This is a genomic window from Aurantibacter aestuarii (assembly GCF_003008425.1).
Lineage (GTDB): Bacteria > Bacteroidota > Bacteroidia > Flavobacteriales > Flavobacteriaceae > Aurantibacter > Aurantibacter aestuarii.
Genome location: NZ_PXOQ01000012.1, coordinates 1 through 19,945 on the forward strand (window position 1 = coordinate 1; position 19,945 = coordinate 19,945).

Consider the following 19,945-nt stretch of genomic DNA (forward strand, 5'->3'; position numbering starts at 1 on the left):
GTTGTACGCAATTTGCGCTACTAATAAAAAAACTAACTGAACTTGGGAATTGTTTGCGAATTATACAGATTACCTGACTTTGAAATTGAGGAATTAAAAAAACTCAAAATTGACGATGCGGAAGAATATCTTGATGAAAAATTTGCTTGGGTTGATTCAGAATATCACAAGCAAAACGACACGGTATTTTCTATGGATAAGGGTTGGGGAATTACACGATTTTTAATTCAGCAATGTGACAACTCGCCGAATAAGATTTTAGCGAAATTAAATGAGCGATTTATAAAATCAGACGACGTTAAGCTGATTAACAAAGAATTGGAATTAATTGGAATTGAGGATTTGAAAAATACCTATGACCAAGAAAAGCTAATTGAAAATCACGTTTATCACGCCAAATATGAAGTCAATTGGGACTACATTAATAATTGGCATCTGAAATTATATAAATCTGGATTTAAAAAAGCATCGGAATTGAATAACGGAATTGCAATAAATTATAATTGAATGAATAAAAAACTGCGTACAACAATGTATAACCGCAATTACGGCGGATTCGACTACGTCCGAATCCACTCGGAATTGCTAAGGTCAGTTCTAAACCGAAAATTAACGCATATAAACCCGTAACTGACGGTTATACGAGACCGTTGCCATTAATACTGAACAAACTATGAGACACATTTCAATCTTCCTGTTTTTGATTTTAGTTGGTTGTAAAAACGAAACAAAAAATAAAACTGAAATGGGAACTGACAATCAGTCGGAAATAACGACTGAAACGGAAAATGGAATTGACCAATCAGCTTCTGAAATGTGGAACGACTTTATCCAATCAAACCCTGAATTCAAAAATGGCGAAATTCCTGAATCTGACTTTTTCCATAACAACGAGGTAGACGCAAATCGATTGGCGGAATTAACTCTGACCGGAAAAAAGAGAGCCTCATCTGGACTTTATAGCTTGTACGAACAATACAATGCGGATTTACCAAGTGTCGGAACAAAACAAATCGTAACGGACTTTAATGGAAAGGCAAAAGCGATAATAGAAAATGTGAGCGTGGACACAATCCCATTTAAAAAAATTTCCAAAGAATATGCGGAATTGGATATGGGAACCGATATTGAACCTTTGAAAAAATGGAAAAAAGCCCATTGGGAGTTTTTTGAGAATTTTTTAAAAGAAAGCGGAAAAAAACCGACCGAAGAAATGCTCATAGTCGCAGTAGAATTTAAAAAAATATGGCCAAAAGATGAATAAAGTACTAATGGCAACAACGGCTATAGCAAATAGGGCGTCAAGTCCTATCCCCATTGGCTTGGGTGTACTTTCGAACACCGCCGAATCTTTTGGATTCGGCATTTATGAAGAAGAAGATAAATACGAACGCAAAAGATTCGGCTAAGGGCTTGGCGGAATGGCCGGTACCTTCCGACCGCCCTACTTGCCATAGCCCAGACCGTTGGCAGTAATTTGAAATGACGAACTTTAAAACTGAAAAAGATAAATTACTATTGGAATTAGATTCTGAAATTAAACGGAATCCTGACAATGAAGTTCTAAAATCATTGTATCGGAATTTGAATTCATTACAATCTGTTTCTGAACTGAATGGAATTTTAAGTAGACTTGTTGTTGATAGCCTCGATTATGAATTTAAAATCGGAGAAAAATTAATAGAATTTGAGAATTACTTCTCAGACTTTTCTAACTCAATTCGTTCAGCTGAATTGAAACGTTTAGCGAAAAAATTAATTAGGGAAAATACGAGAATTACATTTTACGGAAAAGCCTGGTCTGAAAGTAAAGCGAATTGGATTTATTTTGACAAAGTGTTTGACTTAAAAAATTCGGAACAAATTCAAATTTGGAGAAAATATAATTGAACATCAGAATTTTGACATTAGGTCTGGATTAGAAAGCGGATTTATTGACAAAAACACGGATGAGGGAATTATGGGAAAAATAAAAACTACTGCCAACAAAGTATAAAAAAAATTGCTAGTTTTAGGCTTAACCTAAGTACGTTGCTCTTTTTGCCAACTTCTGATTTTCCTGCGGAAAATCCTCGCTGACAAAACCGCAACTTTTCTTATACCAAACCGTTGTACGCAATTTAAGAAATGACCGAAACCGAAATAAAAACCGTTGTTGAATTAGAAAAATGGCTAAAGGAAAATTGCTATCCAATGAATAGTTATAGCATTAATGGAAATGCTATTTATGAGGGTTTTGGTTTAGAAAATAATGGAGGACTTTTTCAATGGTTCTATACAGAACGTGGAGATAAACAGACTTTGGAATACTTTGCGAACGAAAAAGAAGCTGTTGAATATGCTCTTAAAAAAATAAAATCGGACGAACACGCAAATCGGAATTATATTGGAATGTATAAATCTGACCAAGAAGTCAAACAAATACTGTCTGAAATGAAAAAACGTGGAATTGAATATTGGACTGACAAAATTCCTTATGGCGGAATGAATGACTGGAGAACTCGAATTTTTGTGATTGGTTGCGGAATTAAAAACGCAAAGGATTTAGTAAAAAATGAATAAAAAACTGCGTACAACAATGTATAACCGCAATTACGGCGGATTCGACTACGTCAGAATCCACTCGGAATTGCTAAGGCTTGGGACTAACCGAAAATAATAGCTAACTTACCCGTAACTGACGGTTATACCAGACCGTTGTGGTTAATTTAAAAAAAAATAATCCTGAAAACATTAAAACTTATCTTTCTGATTTCTTGCTTGGCACTGACAAGTTGCTTTTCAACAAAAAAATTGATTCGCGAGAACGAAAACTCATCAGCTAAATTCTCAACTGAAAAAATAAATGGTGTTTATAAAAATCAAATTAATAATAATGATAAAATTGGGCTTTGGAATATTCTTGCAGATAACAAAACATTTAAGAGAGACACTACATTAGTTTCTGAAAACTCATTCGTAAAACTTGAACTTATAAGCGAAACGGAATTAAAAGCAAGTTTAATTGAAAACGATTCAATAATAAAGAATATAGAATTCAAAGGAAAAATAGTTGGTGATTATTTTTCTATAAATAAGAAATTTTTATTAATTCCAATTCCTGCTTTGCTATTTCTTAAAGAAAGAAAAACAATTATTGGAAATAACGAAAATGGTAATCTGATATTAACACGAGGAATTAAAAATGGAGGCTGGTTTTTACTTTTTGCAGCTGATTCTGGTGGAATAACTAGTTATGAATTTGAACAGAAAAAAACTAACCACAACAACGTGTATAATTAATTGCTTTGGCAAGTGCTTATTTGGAAAATTCCTTCGGAATTTTCTCGGGTTCGTATTTGTTTACTAATTTAGTTGCTTAAACACGCAACTAACCATACACAAGACCGTTGTAAGTAATTTAACCACAAATGAAAAAATTTTTACTAATATTGTTTTTAACACCTTTGCTAACGCTTGGTCAAAAAGTTAAATCAAAAAAATATGACCATCCTGAATATTCGATTGAATACCCTCTAAACTGGATTTTAGATGAGTCTGGAAAAGAAGGCTCTTCTTTTTTAGTTTATCCAAATACAGAAACAGATAAAGATTTTGTTGAAAACATTAATTTAATTAAACAAAATTTAGGACAGAATGAGTTGACTATTGAACAACTTAAATCTATAATTGAAAATCAAGTATCTAATATGCTTGATAATTCAAAAATTATTTTGACAGAAATAATAAATGATAAAGGAATACCCTATCACAAATTATTAGTCACAGGAGAAACAAGTGGAATGAATTTTATTACTAGAATTCATACAATTCCCATTGAAAATAATTTATTTACGCTGACTTTGGTTTCAAAAGCTGAAGATTATGAAAATATAAAAAACGTCTCGAATCAAATAATGAATAGTTTTACTATAAAATAAAAACTACTTACAACAATGGCTATAAGTAATTGCTTGCTCTAGCCTACTTTAAAAAGTTAATCGTTAACCCACGCAACTACTCATAAATGAGACCGTTACCTACAATCACGAAACAATATACTATAAGAAAAATAATTCTAATATTTAGCCTTATACTATATACATCAACAATCTATGGGCAATACAGTAAATCTTCAGAAGCTTTAACAGCGGAATTTTTCGCAATGTATAAGCGAGATACAAATGCTGCATTTGATTTCATTTTCGAAACAAATGAATGGTTAGCTAATGACAAAGAAGAAATAGATAAGATTAAAGCAGAAGTGCTTGAATACAAAACTACTTTAGGTGATTATATGGGATTTGAGAAGCTAATAAATAAACATATTGGTGGGAATTTGAATGTTTTTGTGTATTTAGTCAAATACGAAAGACAACCTTTGAAATTCATTTTTAAATATTATAAATCAAAAAATAAATGGATGCTTTATAAATTCAAAATTGAAGAAAATATAGACAAAGACATAGATAAGATTATCGAACACGAATTATTGAATAAATTCTAATGCAAGTAACAACGTACATAATTAATGGCTTGTACTATCCTACTTCTGAAAATATTGCCGAATTCGCTATTCGGTTTTTATTTGCAATATAAAACAACTAACTTTTGATAAAGTCATTATGCTAGGAATAATAGTCTTAATTACCATTTCATGGTTAATTCTATATCTAATTGAAAAGAAGACTATATTAGCTCTTGGACTGCTTCCTATAAAGAAAAGATTAAAACAATTCCTGGTTGGATTTTTAATTACTGGGATACTTTGTTTTTACAACCAATACCTAGAAATTTTCCTAAAATCTTCAATTTGGGTTTTAAGTGAAAATAGTACCAGCGAAATTATTTTAAAATCTATATGGTGGGATGTTAAATCTGTATTGACAGAAGAATTGATTTTTCGTGGCGCGTTATTGTATATTATAATTCAAAAAATGAGTTCACAAAAAGGAATATTACTTTCTGCTATTGCTTTCGGTATTTATCATTGGTTCTCTTACGGAGTTTTAGGAAATATAATGGGAATGCTTTTTGTTTTTATTGGCACTGGTTTAATGGGTTACGCTTGGGCATTGGCTTTTTCAAAAACAAAATCCATCATCTTACCTTTTGGACTACATCTAGGTTGGAATTTTACCTATAACACCATCTTCTCAAATGGACCTTTAGGCGAATTACTTTTAATATCACAAGGCGGAAATGAATTAACTGGTTGGGCTTCACTATTAAATTTTATAAATGGATTGATTATAATCCCTGTTCTAGTACTCATTTATGTGAGGTATTTTGTGAAAGAAGAAACAGAAATAATAGAGAAATAAAACCTAATAAACCCATATATAAAACAATTGATACAATCTCAATTTTACACTACAATTATTAATAAATCTAGAAAAACATAGATGAACAAAGCACTAAAAGTATCTAAAAGCATAAACATTTCTGGTTCTAGAGATGCTGTATGGAATGTATTAACAACTCCTGAAAAAATTAAAATGTTTTTATATGGTACGGAAACTATTACCAGTTGGGCTGTTGGAAGTTCTATTATTTTTAAAGGCAATTATGAGGGACATGTTTACAAAGACAAAGGAGTTATCTTGGAACATATCCCTAAAGAAATTTTAAGTTATAGTTATTGGAGTGGTTTTTCTGGCTTAATGGATAGCCCAGAAAACTATGCAAAAGTCACCTATATATTAGAATCTATTTCTGTAACACAAACAAAATTTACTTGGTGTCAAGAGGGCTTTGCTAATGAAAACAGCCAACAGCACTCGGAACAAAATTTACCTCAACTTTTGGAAAGTATCAAAACCATTGCAGAAAACACAGAAGTCTAAGATTTAAAAAAAAAAGCCAGCATTTTTAATGCTGGCTTTTTTTTTAAATAACTTGTAATTACATTAACATGGTAATTGGGTTTTCAATATAACCCTTTAAGGTTTGTAAAAACTGTGCTCCTGTTGCACCATCTACGGTTCTATGGTCGCAAGCTAAACATAACTTCATAGTATGCCCAACAACAAGCTGTCCGTTTTTAACTACTGGCTTTTCTACAATAGCTCCAACAGATAAAATAGCAGAGTTTGGCTGATTGATAATAGAGGTAAAACTCTCTATCCCAAACATTCCTAAGTTAGAAATTGTAAACGTACTACCTTCCATTTCTGCAGGAGTTAATTTTTTATTTCTAGCTCTTCCTGCAAAATCTTTAACGGCTGCGCCAATTTGTGGTAAGCTTTGCTCGTTTGCAAACTTAACAACAGGCACGACTAAACCATCTTCTACAGCAACTGCAACACCAATATGTACATGGTTATTTAAACGCATTTTGTCTGCAAACCACTGCGAGTTAACTTGTGGATGCTGTTTTAAAGCTAATGCACAAGCTTTTACAATCATATCGTTAAAAGATATTTTAGTATCTGGAACCGAGTTAAATTGCACTCTAAATGCCATAGCATTTTCCATATCAAACTCCACATTTAGATAGTAATGTGGTGCGGTAAATTTAGATTCTGCTAAACGTTTAGCAATAACCTTACGCATTTGAGAATTTGTTTTCTCATCAAAATCTTCTTGACCAGTTGCTATAAATTTACCAACTTGTGCTGCTGAACCTTGAGGGCTAAAGTTTTCTATATCACGCTTAACAATACGACCGTTCTCTCCACTACCTTTTACTTGAGAAAGATTTAAACCTTTTTCTTCTGCCATTTTTTTAGCTAATGGCGATACAAAAATTCGGCCTGAAACGTTATGCTCAGATTTTGATTCTGAACTAGATTTACTTTCTGACTTAGTTTCTTTTGGTGCTGAAGCCTTAGAAGATTCTTTTTTAGATGCCTCTTTTTTGCTTTCCTTTTTATCTGAATCTGTTCCTGCAGTCTTAAAGTTTTTAGCAATTGAAGACACATCGGTTCCTTCAGGACCTATAATAGCTAATAAAGCATCAACCTTAGCCGATTCTCCTTCTTCCAACCCTATTTGTAATAAAGTTCCAGATTGAAACGATTCAAACTCCATCGTTGCTTTATCCGTTTCAATTTCAGCTAAAATATCGCCTTCTTCGACCATATCGCCTACTTTTTTCAACCATGTAGCTACAGTTCCTTCTTCCATAGTGTCACTTAAACGTGGCATAGTTACCACAGTAACTCCTTCTGGAAGTTCTTCAGAATTTGTTTCTTCTTTAGCGTCTGAAGATTCTTTTTCGTCTGAAGCATCTTTTTTATTCTCAGAAGCACTATCTGTTACTTCATCTTCATTAGACTCTTCTTTTTTAGACGAACCACCATTTAAATACTCAGAAATATCTTCTCCTTCTTCACCTATAATAGCCAAAAGCTCATCGACTTTAGTGGTCTCACCTTCTTGAACGCCAATATGTAACAAAGTCCCTTCGTGAAAAGACTCAAACTCCATAGTCGCTTTATCCGTTTCAATTTCAGCTAAAATATCGCCTTCCTCAATTTTATCTCCTACTTTTTTTAACCAAGAAGCGACTGTACCTTCTTCCATGGTGTCGCTTAATCGTGGCATATTTATTACTTCTGCCATAACTTATATTTTGTGATCTATAAATGGATAATCTTCTTGCTCGTAAACCGAATCGTACATAACATTTAATTCTGGATATGGAGATTCTTCAGCAAATTTTTCACATTCGCTTACTTTTTCTTTAACGCGCTTGTCTATTTTTTTAATTTCAGCTTCCGTTAAATAGTTGTTTTCAAGAATAATATCCTTAACCTGAGTAATTGGATCTATTTTCTTGTACTCTTCTACTTCATCCTTAGTTCTATAATGCTGCGCATCACTCATAGAGTGTCCTCTATAACGGTATGTTTTTAATTCTAAAAAGGTTGGTCCATCTCCGCGTCGTGCTCTAGAAATAGCTTCATCAAAAGCTTCGGCAACTTTAACTGGATTCATTCCATCTACAGGACCACAAGGCATTTCATATCCTAATCCTAATTTCCAAATGTCTGTATGGTTAGCTGTACGCTCTACAGAAGTTCCCATTGCATACCCGTTGTTTTCACAAACAAATACCACTGGTAATTTCCATAACATGGCTAAGTTAAACGTTTCATGTAAAGACCCTTGTCTTGCTGCTCCATCTCCAAAACAACATAAGGTAACACCATCTACATTATGATACTTATCTCCAAATGCAATACCTGCACCTAAAGGAATTTGTCCTCCTACGATACCATGTCCTCCATAAAAGCGGTGTTCTTTAGAGAAAATATGCATAGAACCACCTAAACCTTTAGAAGTTCCTGTGGCTTTACCGTAAAGTTCTGCCATTACACGTTTTGGATCTACACCCATACCTATTGGTTGTACGTGATTTCTATAAGCCGTAATCATTTTATCTTTGGTCAAGTCCATAGCATGTAAAGCGCCTGCTAATACGGCTTCTTGTCCGTTATAAAGATGTAAAAATCCTCTTACTTTTTGTTGAATATATACGGCAGCCAGTTTGTCTTCAAACTTTCTCCAGAATAACATATCCTCATACCATTTAATATAGGTGTCTTTGGTAACTTCTTGCATTGGTATTATTTATTATTTGTACAGTTTCACAAAAGTAACACTTTAGATAATAACGAAAAAACCGAAATGCTATAGTATTACTATTTTTATTCAAAAAAACTTACGAAAACGTTATAGATACTTACTATTAAATGTTAAAGGCAACATGTTTTCTAAAGAATCTGATTTTAGAATCTGTCCTTCTTCACCTTTAAAGTAAATTTCAATTGGAGTTTTCTGCTTAAATTCATATTCAAAAACTGCTTGTCTGCACGCACCACATGGCGGTATTGGACTAGCCGTAACTTGATTAATTGATCCTGCAATAATTGTCATTTTTACAACCTTGGCCTCAGGGTATTTTGCACCAGCATAATAAATTGCAGTACGCTCTGCACACAAGCCCGATGGATAACTTGCATTTTCTTGGTTACTACCTGTTATAATTTCGCCATTATCCAATAAAAGAGCACAACCTACCAAAAAATTAGAATAAGGTGCGTAAGCCTTTTGTCTTGCTTTTTCTGCATGATTAAATAAATTTTGTATCTCTTGGTCAAGCTCATTAAGAGTCTCGAAAACCGTAAAATCTGACTGTATTGTAATTTTTTGCATAGGTTAAATATAAGGCAAAAAAAAACTATTGAAAGTTCAATAGTTTTTTTTTAAATGTTTTAAAATATTAATATTCTGAATATGTTCCTTGTCCTAAATTAAACGTTAATGAAAAACGTAAAGTATTTTCTAATGGACTCTGCACTTTAGATGATGAAAACAAATAAGATAAATCCATATTAATTACATTATATTTGAAACCAGCACCTAAAGCGAAGAATTTTCTTGCACCTTTAGTTTCATGCTCATTAAAGTAACCTAAACGTAAGGCAAATGCATCCTTATATAAATATTCTGCACCAATTGCATAGGTAAACTCTTGTAATTCTTCTTTAAATCCTCCTGGAGCATCTCCAAAAGATTGAAAAACCCCAGAAATAAAACCTACATCTGGATCTTGTCCTTCTAAAATAATGGTCTCACCTGGATTAGTCTCATTTCCTAATACATCCGTATCTGAAGCATCAGTTCCGTTTTCCGGGTCATATACACCATTACCATTAGTATCGGTATAATTAAACTCTCTCCCTGTAACAGGTGGTGTTGGTACTAAAAGTTTAGCCACCTCGACAGTAACTCCTAACTTATTATATTGGTCAAAAATAAAGTCAAATCCTCCTCCTAAACGTAAGGTTGTAGGCTGAAAATTTTCTTGTCCTGCTTCATCATACTTAAATTTAGGCCCTAAATTCTGGATTGCAAAACCACCTCTCCAGCGTCCATTAAAATCACTGTACGCCTCTTCTTCAGACTGGTAGTAACCAGTTATATCGGTACCAAAAGAACTCGCTGCTTTGGCATCGGTATTTTCGGTCTGTAGTTTTAAATCTGAACGTAAATAACGTAAAGCAACTGCCATAGAAAAACGCTCACTTAGTCGCAAACCATAAGACACATCAAATGTAAACTCATTTGGTTTTTGAATAGTTCCTACTGGATTTTGAGAATTGGCTTGTTCTTCGGTAATGAATTCAATTTCTCCTAAAGAAAAATATCTAAAACTAGCACCAAAAGCACTGTTTTCATTAATTCTATTGAAATAACTTAGGTAAGCTAAACCAATATCATTTACTAATTTACTCAAATAAGGCGTGTAACTTAAAGACACTCCAGACTTAGAGGTGTTAAAGGCATATTTTGCAGGATTCCATGCTTGTGAAAAAGCATCTGATGATGTTGCTACTCCCATGTCTCCCATACCTGCAGCTCTAGCGTCTGGTGCTATAAGCGCAAAAGGAATACCTGTAGTAATCGTACGTGAGTCCTGATCTGGAATAATAGTGGTTTGAGCTATAGTGTTTGTTGCCCATACCATAAGGACAATTAGTAAGATGTTTACTTTCATAAAAGTTTTTTTGTTAGCAAATATAAATTATTATTGAAGTATTACAAGTTTCTCTATTTTTTCTACCGTTTTATTTAACGTCTTAGAATGTACTTTTATTTTATAAATATAAGTTCCTTTTCCTATTTTATCGCCAAAGTCATCTCTTCCATCCCATACTATATCCCTTGAAAGTGTCGCTCCACCTTGATTACAACAGTTATCTGATGTCGTTTGACCATTTAATGTTCTAACTATTTTACCAGAAACGGTAAAGATTTGAACCGAAATATCTAATGGTTCTGAGCTATTATGAGTAAACCAAAACTCTGTATAATTAATAAATGGATTAGGATAATTTAAAACTTTATCAATTACCAGTTCTGTATTTTCATCATAGACTACAAATTGGATTTCTGACGTGGAAGAGTTGTTGTAAACATCCCATGCTTTTAACGTTAAGGTATGTAAACCAGGTTCTAAATCTCTAAACTTAAATTCTAAACTTCCTTTTGTATAGTCGTCTACTTCTGTTAAATAATAATCGTTTAACACATAAGGGTTTACTTCATCACCATCCAGAATAGCTGTAATATCATGACCAATACCACTTGCTGTATTAATTCCGTTTGCATCTTCAAGACTAACCAATAATAATGGCTCTGTATTTGTAATACCTCCAGACGCAAAGGATTTATCGTTAATATGCAAGGTTATAGCTGGTCCAATATTATCCTCGGGTGCATCTAAATTAATACCTCCTATTAATAGCTCGTCTACACTAGCGCCAGTTTTATCATCTAAACTGTTTTCTTGATTAGCATAAAAACTAACTCGTCCATTCCCAACAGGAACAGAGATATCTCTTGGAACAATAAAATCAAAACTAAAACGCCCGTTAGTTACAGTTGCTTGACCTCTATAAATGGTAGGTCCTAAATTTTCGTAATCTAATTTAATCACATTCCCGTTAAATGTCGTATTATCGTTTGCTAAAGTGGTCCTTTGCTCGTTTTTATCAAATATTATTGTTGTAAGAATACCATTATAGTTACTTAATAAAGTCCCATTTTCACTCTGCACTTCACCTTCAATTTTAGCATAACCCAAAGCTTTTAGTGGCTCTGTTTGAGAGGCAATTGGCTCATCATTTACCTTTGTTAATTTTATATTAGGTTGTGGAATAGGCAATTCTAATGCTGGATCTCCAATAGCAAATATTAACAACTTCTGTTGAGTTGAAGATACATTTGGATTATTTTTTGTTAATCTTAAGGCTTCTGCTATAGAAGGATACTCATTTGGCCCGAAGGTATCGTTTGTACTGTAAGAATATAAATATTCTCCCAAAGTCACATTAACTGCTACACCTACCGGCACAAATATTTGTCTTGTAGTTGTTATAAGTGCTATTGCGCCGCCATCAGGATTCCAATAAGTAAACTCTCCAGCTGTTAATCTTAAAGGGTTATCGAACTTAGTATATTCACATGTTACGGTTACAAAACAATGATATTTGCAAACGTTACGAAGATTAACCACTTCAGAAATATTATATATACGCTCGGAAGCTAAACCATCTTCACCACCATGACCAAAATAGTTTACAACTAATACCCCTTTCTCTGCTTCATTAGAAATGGCACTATTGACTTCCGGATATCTGTCTCCACCTGCTGTAGCTTGTTGTTGATAAGCATCGGAGTGTATTTTTTTTACATTAATAAAGGGTTTTTGCTGAGAAATCTCATTCCCTATCTGGTCAGTTGTATTTTGTAATACTCTTTCCCAATCAACATCAACATCATCGGAAACTACCAATACGTTATTTCTCCAGCTCCCTATTGAATTAATAGAATAATGCTTTTCAACTTTATCTACCATTTGTTTAGCCTTAAGAGGCGAATCTGCTACAATTCTTCCAACTGCTATATCTAACCTATCTGAAGTATTTAGGTTTCCTTCTCCTAAGTCCATCATGCCATAAAAGTCATCTGAAATAAACGATGTAGTTAAATTAAAACTACTTAAAGCGTTCCATGTTGGTAAATTATATAAATTTGAAGAGATTCTACCTTTGTAGTCGTATGAAGTATCTCCAAATAAACACAAATATTTTAATCGATTATTTGGATTACTAGCATTGGTATAAACATATCTTACCAAGTTTCTAATTGCGGCAATGTCTGGATTACCACAATTAAATTCATTATAAATAGACTCTACAGTAACCACCTTTACATTAAGTCCTTTTTTATCTCTGTTAATTTGAGCCAAACGATTAGCTTGACTTAAGTGAGAGGTTGTGGTCAACATTAAGTAATCTATATCCTGAAAAACTCCATTACTGTTTTTAAAGATGGTTCCTTTAATATTACTATTAAAAACTCTCGAATTAGAACTATACCTTGGCAAATAATAATTTTGATTGGTAACAATATTAAATTTAGGTTCGGATGTCACATTAGTCCTAAATGACATTTGATTTAAATTAGGATTTACAATCGTCTTCACATTAAATAGATCAGAAACCTCCCATACTTCTTGAACCTGAGCCGTATTATCTAAAGTTAAATTAACAGTAGTCGAATTAGGGTTTGCATAATTAGGTGTAAAACTAAATTGCGTACCGTTAAACCTTAGCGTTCTAGTTGCTTTAACAGTGATATAATCTATAAAGGCTTCACTACTAGGATTACCTTGTTTATTATGCTCCAGCTGTACCGTTACCAAATCGTTAGATGCAGGAATAGTACCATTATATATAGCCTCATTAACCAACAAACCATTTGTGGCTGCTAGGCCTGGAAAATTTAAAACAGATTGCTGAGTTCCATTAACCGAAATTTTCATGCTACTTGGCGAACCCGAAGCAGAAGCTGCAATAACCTTAACATCGATAGGATCTGTACTTACCAGATCTGGAAAATTAAACTGAAAAACTTTAGTGTTTTCGATATCAAATTTATCTCCAAACCAACGTCTTCCAACTGCTGCTAAATTAAATTCATCAGTTTCATGATATTGATAATCTCTAAATACAGTTAAATTTTCTTGAGCTGATTGTGCTGGTTGAATAAATGGTTGGATGCGTTTCCCATTTCCTGCACTTACTGTTATATAGTATTGAGTTTCTGTATTATAAATATTTTCATGAGTATTACTTATTTGATTAAATCCACGCGGACCTTCAGCATAAAATAATATATAATCACCATCATTAAATACACCATCATTTTCACCTATAACTTTTATTGCATTTTCTGTTGGATCTATGGGATGAATATCGCTGTTTATATATGGGATCATGTGTCCTCCATTACCATATATCTTAATATTCTTTGGGTTAATACTATTGGTATTAATACCCAAACCGTTTAGAAAATTTTTATCTAATTTGTAAACACCAGACTTATCAATTATAAATTTAAACCACTCACCAGTAGCTAAAACCGAATTAGTAACCGCTTGAGTTGAAAAACTACTAGCAAGACTGGAAGAAGATGAATAGTTTATAGAAAATGAAATTACTTTCTTATAGCTATTACCTTCTTTTATAATAGGCGATAGCTTTAAGAACGCATTAACCTTACCACGATCTATGGCGTTATTTAAAGAAAAAGAAATATCTGAAGGAATTTTGTAATAAATTAAATCTTTTAATTCTTCTTTTGAAATAGTTGCATACTGAATATTTGTAATGGAAGCCGTGTTAGAGTTTATAGCTGCACTGACACTAAACTCATGAGTAAATAACAATCCCTCATCCATATCAAACGAAAAATTGTTTTTATTTTTAAAAAAAGGTACTGTTGCGGTAAATGATTCGGTTTGTAAACTCTTAGAGCCACTCCAATTTATAGTATAGGATTTATTTTGAGCATAAACAGCTATACCATAAAGGCATATAAGTAAAGTAAAAATCTTTTTCATATAAACTTCTAACGCTTTTAAGAATCCGTTAGTATTAACGAAATTTTAAAATTTTAAGTTTTAATTTCAAAACTACAAAATAATTCCAAAACTAGAACGTTATCTACAAGTATAATAGTCTGATAAAGACTGAAATACTTACAAAATTTAAGTAAACATTTATTTTTTTTTAATGTTCACATTTTTTTAACTAAAAAAACCAAAAACACTTGTAATATAATCTATAATTATTATATTGCAAGACCAAAATATTACTATTTAGCTACTTAATTTTATGAATATGAAAAACGTATTAACTTCAAAATTGCTATTACTTACGGTATCAATGCTAGCAATTTTTGGATGTAAAAGAGGGCAAGACTCCAATGTCTCTCAAGGTACAGGCTGGAAAATAAACGCCAAGGAAGGTGGTTTTCAGTACAACACAAAATACCAAGAGCAAGAAACTGCTCCTGGTCTTGTATTTGTTGAAGGTGGAACTTTTACAATGGGTAGAGTTCAAGATGATGTTATGCATGATTGGAATAACACACCTACACAGCAACACGTACAATCTTTTTACATGGATGAAACTGAGGTAACTAATTTAATGTATTTAGAATACTTAGATTGGATGAAGTTAGTTTATCCTCCGGATGAAGAAAACTTTAAAAACATTTATAATGGAGCAATTCCAGATACTTTAGTTTGGAGAAACCGTTTAGGGTACAATGAAGTAATGACTAACAATTACTTACGCCACCCTGGATATTCAGGATATCCTGTAGTTGGAGTAAGCTGGATTCAAGCTGTAGAATACGCAAACTGGAGAACCGACCGTGTAAATGAATTATATTTACAAGATGCAGGTTATTTAGAGAAGGACACTCAGTATGGAGCTACTGCAGAAGCTAATTTTAGCACAGATACTTATATAGCTACACCTACAAGTACTTATGGAGGTAATGATAGTATTATTAAACCACAAGGCAGAGGTTCTAAACAAATTAGAACAAATGCTAAAGGAGATACTATTAGTGTTTTCGCAACTCGTGAGACTGGTATAATTTCACCAAAATACAGATTACCTTCTGAAGCTGAGTGGGAATATGCTGCTTTAGGTTTATCTGAAATAAGAAGCTACAATGTATATAGAGGACGTAAAAAATACCCATGGGATGGAGCTTATACTAGATCTGGAAAACGTCAAGTAAGAGGAGATCAATTAGCTAACTTCAAGCAAGGTAAAGGAGATTACGGTGGAATTGCTGGATGGTCTGATGATGGTGCCGACATTACTGCGCAAGTAAGATCTTATGAGCCTAATGATTTTGGTTTATACGACATGGCTGGAAATGTTGCTGAATGGGTAGCTGATGTTTACAGACCTATAGTAGATGATGAATTTAATGATTTCAACTACTATAGAGGTAACGTTTACACTAAAAACGCACTAAATGAAGATGGTACAGTTAAAATTGTAACTACAGAAGATATTGTTTACGATACTCTACCAAACGGAAAAGTTATTGCAAGAGATTTACCAGGTGAAATCGCAACAGTTCCTGTAGACGATAATGAAACGTATTTAAGAACAAATTTTGACAGATCTGACAACAGAAACTTCAGAGATGGAGATACACAATCTTCAAGATATTTTAATGAAGGTGCTTTTGATGATGAAAATATGGATGATAGCAAAAAAGAATCTGCTACAAGAAAAATGTACAATTCACCAAAGCACAATATTGAAGTTGACTCTGCTGGAGTTATGACAAAAGAATGGGATAAGAACAACAAACGTACTTCATTAATTAATGATGAAGTAAGAGTTTATAAAGGAGGTTCATGGAAAGACAGAGAGTATTGGTTAGATCCTGCACAACGTCGTTATTTCCCTCAAAACATGGCAACAGACTATATTGGATTTAGATGCGCAATGTCTAGAGTTGGTTCAAAATCAAAAGGACAAAACAAAACAAAAAACTAATTTAAGTTATCCTCATATTACTAAAAAGTCCTAACTTTATGTTAGGACTTTTTTTATACCCTATTCTATGGAAATACAACAATTGCATCAATTATTCTTAACATCTAATGGCATATGTACCGATAACAGAGTTGTAAAAGAAAATGAGATTTTTTTTGCTTTAAGGGGAGAAAATTTTAATGGTAATACATTTGCAAAAAAAGCATTAGAAAATGGTGCTTTACAGGTGATTATAGATGATAAGAATGTTACCAGTGAATTAGATTCAACTCATTATATTTTAGTTGATGATGTTTTAAAAACACTACAGGAACTAGCCAGATATCATAGAAACTATTTAAATATACCTATTATAGGACTAACAGGTAGTAATGGTAAAACAACCACTAAAGAGCTTATATATGCTGTAATTTCTCAAAGCTACAAAACCATTGCTACTATTGGTAATTTAAATAATCACATTGGAGTACCTCTTACTCTACTTAGAATGACTGAAGAAACAGAAATAGGTATAGTAGAGATGGGTGCAAATCATCAAAAAGAAATAGAATTTTTATGTACTATTGCCCAACCCAATTTGGGATATATTACAAATTTCGGAAAAGCACATTTAGAAGGATTTGGTGGAGTTGAAGGTGTAATAAAAGGAAAGTCTGAACTTTATACTTATCTAAAACAAAATAACCAAACAGTTATAACGAACTTAGATGATTCCAAGCAAAACGAGTTAACCATAAATTCTAAGCGCTTTACCTTTGGACAGAATAATAATCCAGCTGATGTTTTAGTAACATTAAAAAATATACAGCCATTTTTAGAAATTGAATACGATTATTTAAACATAAAATCAAATCTTATAGGAATATATAATTTCAACAATATCGCTTCTGCCATTTGTATTGGTACTTATTTTAAAGTCCCTAAAAAACTTATAAAAAAAGGCATAGAAAGTTATGTTCCCTCAAACAACCGTTCACAATTAATTCAAATAAAAACGAATAAAATCATATTAGATGCCTATAACGCTAATCCTAGTAGCATGGAGGCAGTATTACATAATTTAAGTAAACAGAACAGTAGCCATAATTATTTAATTTTGGGAGACATGTTTGAGCTTGGAGATGAAGCTTGGAAAGAACACCTTTTTATTATTAATTTGGTTAAATCACTTCAGTTTAAAGATGCCTTATTTGTGGGAGGAAACTTTTACAAACACAAAAGCAATTTTAAGGAATTTAAATTCTTTAAAGAGTATAAAGATTTAGAAGAATATATAAATTTAAATCTACCTGAAAAAAGGACAATTTTAGTAAAAGGATCAAGAGGAATGGCATTAGAGCGAATACTGAAAATATTATAAAATAAAAAAAATCCGAAACATATGTTTCGGATTTTTTTTGTGGGCGACAAGGGATTCGAACCCCTGACCCCTTGGGTGTAAACCAAGTGCTCTGAACCAACTGAGCTAGTCGCCCTAACTTGTTGCGAGTGCAAATATAAGACCTATTTTAAATCTACAAAACTTTTTTGAAAGTTTTTTCCATAAATAATTTTAAAAATTATTAATACTGTTGAATATCAATTACTTTTGAAATAAATTAAATCTGTTAAATTTTAAAGATATATGAAAAAAGGGTATTTAAGTTTGGTTTTTATATTTATAGTAGCTTTTGGATTTTGTATTGGTATATTTTATTTGTCTGAATATTTAAGAGAAAAGACAATACAAGACAAAGACTTATTAGAGCTTAAGAAAGAGAAAGAAAAATTTGATAGGCAACAGGCTTTAAAAACAAAGTATAAGTTAGAAACACATATTCGTTTTTTATATGGTTTAACGATTAAGGATGCTAAACCTGTTGATAATTTTGAGGTTGGAGAAGATGAACTCGTACCATTTTCTAACCCTTATGAAAAGACTTATAATGATTTAGAGTTTTCAAATTCAGTAAATAATCAACAAAATACTTTAATAGAAAACAAAACCAATTCAGATTTAATACTATTTAAACTAATAAATGGTATTGACCAAACTATTTATATTCCTAAAAATGAATCAACTTTCATTGAAATTAGAAAAAAAGATACTCTGGCTTTTTATTACGGTGAGCGTTTCGTTAATACTTATTTTTCACACTTTAAGGAGAATACGGGAATCTCTTCGCTCTATGAAATTGGAAGTTTGACGAATGATTTACCAAAAAAAATTACAGTTAATGCTTTTGAAACAATTAATAAAGATTCGAAAAAAAGAAAATTACTAAAAAATTATCAACCCATAACGTTTGAAAAAATAACGGTAAACGAGTTACCACATATTAATGATCTTTATGCTGATTATTACAAGAAGCATTATAGGAAGTAATTAAACTACTTCTGCTACAACAAAAGTACTACCACCTATATATATAACATCTTTTAGTGAGGCATCCTTTAAAGCCATTTGATACGCTTCATTTACAGATGATTTGCAATAACCTTTAAAGCCAAAATGAGTCATTTTATTAAATAAGTCTCTAGCATCCATAGCTCTAGGTATATCGGGTTGGCAAAAATAATATACAGCTTCTTTTGGAAGAATATGTGCAATACTATTTAAGTCTTTATCACTTACAACACCAAACACAATTCTTAAGGTCTTAAAAACCTCATTACTCAATTGTTGCATTGTAAGACTTAGACCTTCTGCATTATGGGCTGTATCACAAATCACTTTTGGTTGATTATGTAATATTTGCCAACGTCCTAAAAGATTTGTGTTTTTAACAACATTAAGAAAACCATTCTTAAAATCTTTTTCAGAAACCTTAAATTTGTTACTTAAACTTTTTATAGTATAATAAACCGCTTGCTTATTTTTTAATTGATAGTTCCCTAATAAATCTGTTTGGTAATTAATTAATTGCTTTTGATCAGCAAATACTATTTCTGCGTTGAGCTGTCTAGCCTTCTCTAAAAATATATGCTCTGTTTCAGTATGGGTTTCACTTATAATTACAGGAGTATTTGCTTTAATAATTCCAGTTTTTTCTGCCGCGATTTCAGCTAAGGTTTCCCCTAAAAATTGAGTGTGATCTAAGCCTATATTAGTGATTAAACAAGCTTCTGGTTTAATAACATTAGTAGAGTCTAAACGTCCTCCAAGACCGACCTCAATAATAGCGACATCCACCTTATTCTCTGCAAAATAGGAGAAGGCTAAGCCTACAGTCATTTCAAAAAAAGACAATTGATGTGTTTCAAAAAACGTTCTGTTTTGACTTATAAAATCTACAATATAATCTTCAGAAATTTCATTTCCATTTATTTTAATACGCTCTCTAAAATCTTTTAAATGAGGTGAAGTGTAAAGTCCGACTTTATATCCTGCTTCTTGAAGTATAGAAGCTAACATGTGACTGCAGGACCCTTTACCATTTGTACCTGCAACATGAATAGATTTAAACAAGTGCTCAGGATGATTTAAATGATTTACCAATGCCAAAGTATTGCTTAAATCCTTTTTATAAGCAGAGCTACCTTGTTTTTGATACATAGGAAGCTGTTGAAACATCCAATTAATAGTATCTTGATAGGTC

The 19,945-nt window shown here is 32.3% G+C and carries 18 protein-coding genes and 1 tRNA gene; 12 read left to right on the plus strand and 7 right to left on the minus strand.

Annotated elements, in window-relative coordinates; genetic code table 11:
• The first annotated feature begins 42 nt into the window (after nt 1-42).
• The 9 genes from C7H52_RS10980 to C7H52_RS11020 all read left to right on the plus strand — a co-directional run bounded on the left by C7H52_RS10980 (nt 43) and on the right by C7H52_RS11020 (nt 5,825).
• The gene (locus tag C7H52_RS10980; protein WP_181256235.1) at nt 43-507 is read left to right on the plus strand and encodes a DUF1877 family protein; all 465 of its coding nucleotides are present in this window, start codon (nt 43-45) and stop codon (nt 505-507) included.
• Nucleotides 508-673: 166 nt separating this feature from the next.
• Nucleotides 674-1,264 carry an ASCH domain-containing protein gene (locus tag C7H52_RS10985; protein ID WP_106463964.1) on the plus strand — a complete coding sequence of 197 codons (591 nt, stop codon included), beginning with the start codon at nt 674-676 and terminating at the stop codon, nt 1,262-1,264.
• 320 nt (nt 1,265-1,584) lie between these two features.
• Nucleotides 1,585-1,890, plus strand: coding sequence for a hypothetical protein (locus C7H52_RS10990; protein WP_181256238.1), 306 nt, complete (start codon nt 1,585-1,587; stop codon nt 1,888-1,890).
• Nucleotides 1,891-2,127: 237 nt separating this feature from the next.
• Nucleotides 2,128-2,562, plus strand: a complete 435-nt coding sequence (locus C7H52_RS10995) for a hypothetical protein (RefSeq protein WP_106463966.1) — start codon at nt 2,128-2,130, stop codon at nt 2,560-2,562.
• A gap of 231 nt (nt 2,563-2,793) precedes the next feature.
• A complete protein-coding gene (locus C7H52_RS11000) occupies nt 2,794-3,282 on the plus strand; it encodes a hypothetical protein (protein ID WP_106463967.1) in 489 nt (162 codons plus the stop codon).
• 128 nt (nt 3,283-3,410) lie between these two features.
• On the plus strand, nt 3,411-3,920 hold the full coding sequence (locus C7H52_RS11005; protein WP_106463968.1) for a PsbP-related protein: 510 nt from the start codon (nt 3,411-3,413) through the stop codon (nt 3,918-3,920).
• Nucleotides 3,921-4,006: 86 nt separating this feature from the next.
• Nucleotides 4,007-4,486 carry a hypothetical protein gene (locus tag C7H52_RS11010; protein ID WP_106463969.1) on the plus strand — a complete coding sequence of 160 codons (480 nt, stop codon included), beginning with the start codon at nt 4,007-4,009 and terminating at the stop codon, nt 4,484-4,486.
• 118 nt (nt 4,487-4,604) lie between these two features.
• A complete protein-coding gene (locus C7H52_RS11015; RefSeq protein WP_106463970.1) occupies nt 4,605-5,303 on the plus strand; it encodes a CPBP family intramembrane glutamic endopeptidase in 699 nt (232 codons plus the stop codon).
• 81 nt (nt 5,304-5,384) lie between these two features.
• Nucleotides 5,385-5,825 carry an SRPBCC family protein gene (locus tag C7H52_RS11020; protein WP_106463971.1) on the plus strand — a complete coding sequence of 147 codons (441 nt, stop codon included), beginning with the start codon at nt 5,385-5,387 and terminating at the stop codon, nt 5,823-5,825.
• 58 nt (nt 5,826-5,883) lie between these two features.
• On the opposite strand, the gene C7H52_RS11025 is transcribed toward C7H52_RS11020, so the two are convergent.
• The 5 genes from C7H52_RS11025 to porU form a co-directional block, all read right to left on the minus strand.
• Nucleotides 5,884-7,545 (minus strand): pyruvate dehydrogenase complex dihydrolipoamide acetyltransferase, encoded by a 1,662-nt coding sequence (locus tag C7H52_RS11025; protein WP_106463972.1) that lies wholly within the window; start codon nt 7,543-7,545, stop codon nt 5,884-5,886.
• Between the two features lie 3 nt (nt 7,546-7,548).
• Entirely contained in the window at nt 7,549-8,547 is a 999-nt protein-coding gene (gene pdhA / locus C7H52_RS11030) for a pyruvate dehydrogenase (acetyl-transferring) E1 component subunit alpha (protein ID WP_106463973.1), read from the minus strand.
• A 111-nt stretch (nt 8,548-8,658) separates the two neighbouring features.
• Nucleotides 8,659-9,141 carry a cytidine deaminase gene (gene cdd, locus C7H52_RS11035; RefSeq protein ID WP_106463974.1) on the minus strand — a complete coding sequence of 161 codons (483 nt, stop codon included), beginning with the start codon at nt 9,139-9,141 and terminating at the stop codon, nt 8,659-8,661.
• 67 nt (nt 9,142-9,208) lie between these two features.
• The gene (porV, locus tag C7H52_RS11040) at nt 9,209-10,486 is read right to left on the minus strand and encodes a type IX secretion system outer membrane channel protein PorV (protein ID WP_106463975.1); all 1,278 of its coding nucleotides are present in this window, start codon (nt 10,484-10,486) and stop codon (nt 9,209-9,211) included.
• 30 nt (nt 10,487-10,516) lie between these two features.
• Nucleotides 10,517-14,398, minus strand: coding sequence for a type IX secretion system sortase PorU (gene porU, locus C7H52_RS11045; RefSeq protein WP_106463976.1), 3,882 nt, complete (start codon nt 14,396-14,398; stop codon nt 10,517-10,519).
• A 274-nt stretch (nt 14,399-14,672) separates the two neighbouring features.
• On the opposite strand from porU, the gene gldJ reads away from it, so the two are divergent.
• Nucleotides 14,673-16,367, plus strand: coding sequence for a gliding motility lipoprotein GldJ (gldJ, locus tag C7H52_RS11050; protein WP_106463977.1), 1,695 nt, complete (start codon nt 14,673-14,675; stop codon nt 16,365-16,367).
• 67 nt (nt 16,368-16,434) lie between these two features.
• Nucleotides 16,435-17,727: a UDP-N-acetylmuramoyl-tripeptide--D-alanyl-D-alanine ligase gene (locus C7H52_RS11055; RefSeq protein WP_106463978.1), complete on the plus strand. Its 1,293-nt coding sequence runs from the start codon at nt 16,435-16,437 to the stop codon at nt 17,725-17,727.
• A gap of 40 nt (nt 17,728-17,767) precedes the next feature.
• Here C7H52_RS11055 and C7H52_RS11060 read toward each other — a convergent pair.
• Nucleotides 17,768-17,842: transfer RNA gene (locus tag C7H52_RS11060), tRNA-Val, on the minus strand.
• Nucleotides 17,843-17,991: 149 nt separating this feature from the next.
• On the opposite strand from C7H52_RS11060, the gene C7H52_RS11065 reads away from it, so the two are divergent.
• Complete coding sequence (locus C7H52_RS11065; protein ID WP_106463979.1) at nt 17,992-18,732, plus strand: hypothetical protein; 741 nt, start codon at nt 17,992-17,994, stop codon at nt 18,730-18,732.
• Here the strand turns inward: C7H52_RS11065 and C7H52_RS11070 are convergent, their stop codons facing one another.
• Nucleotides 18,733-19,920 carry a bifunctional folylpolyglutamate synthase/dihydrofolate synthase gene (locus C7H52_RS11070; RefSeq protein ID WP_106463989.1) on the minus strand — a complete coding sequence of 396 codons (1,188 nt, stop codon included), beginning with the start codon at nt 19,918-19,920 and terminating at the stop codon, nt 18,733-18,735.
• Between the last annotated feature and the right edge of the window lie 25 nt (nt 19,921-19,945).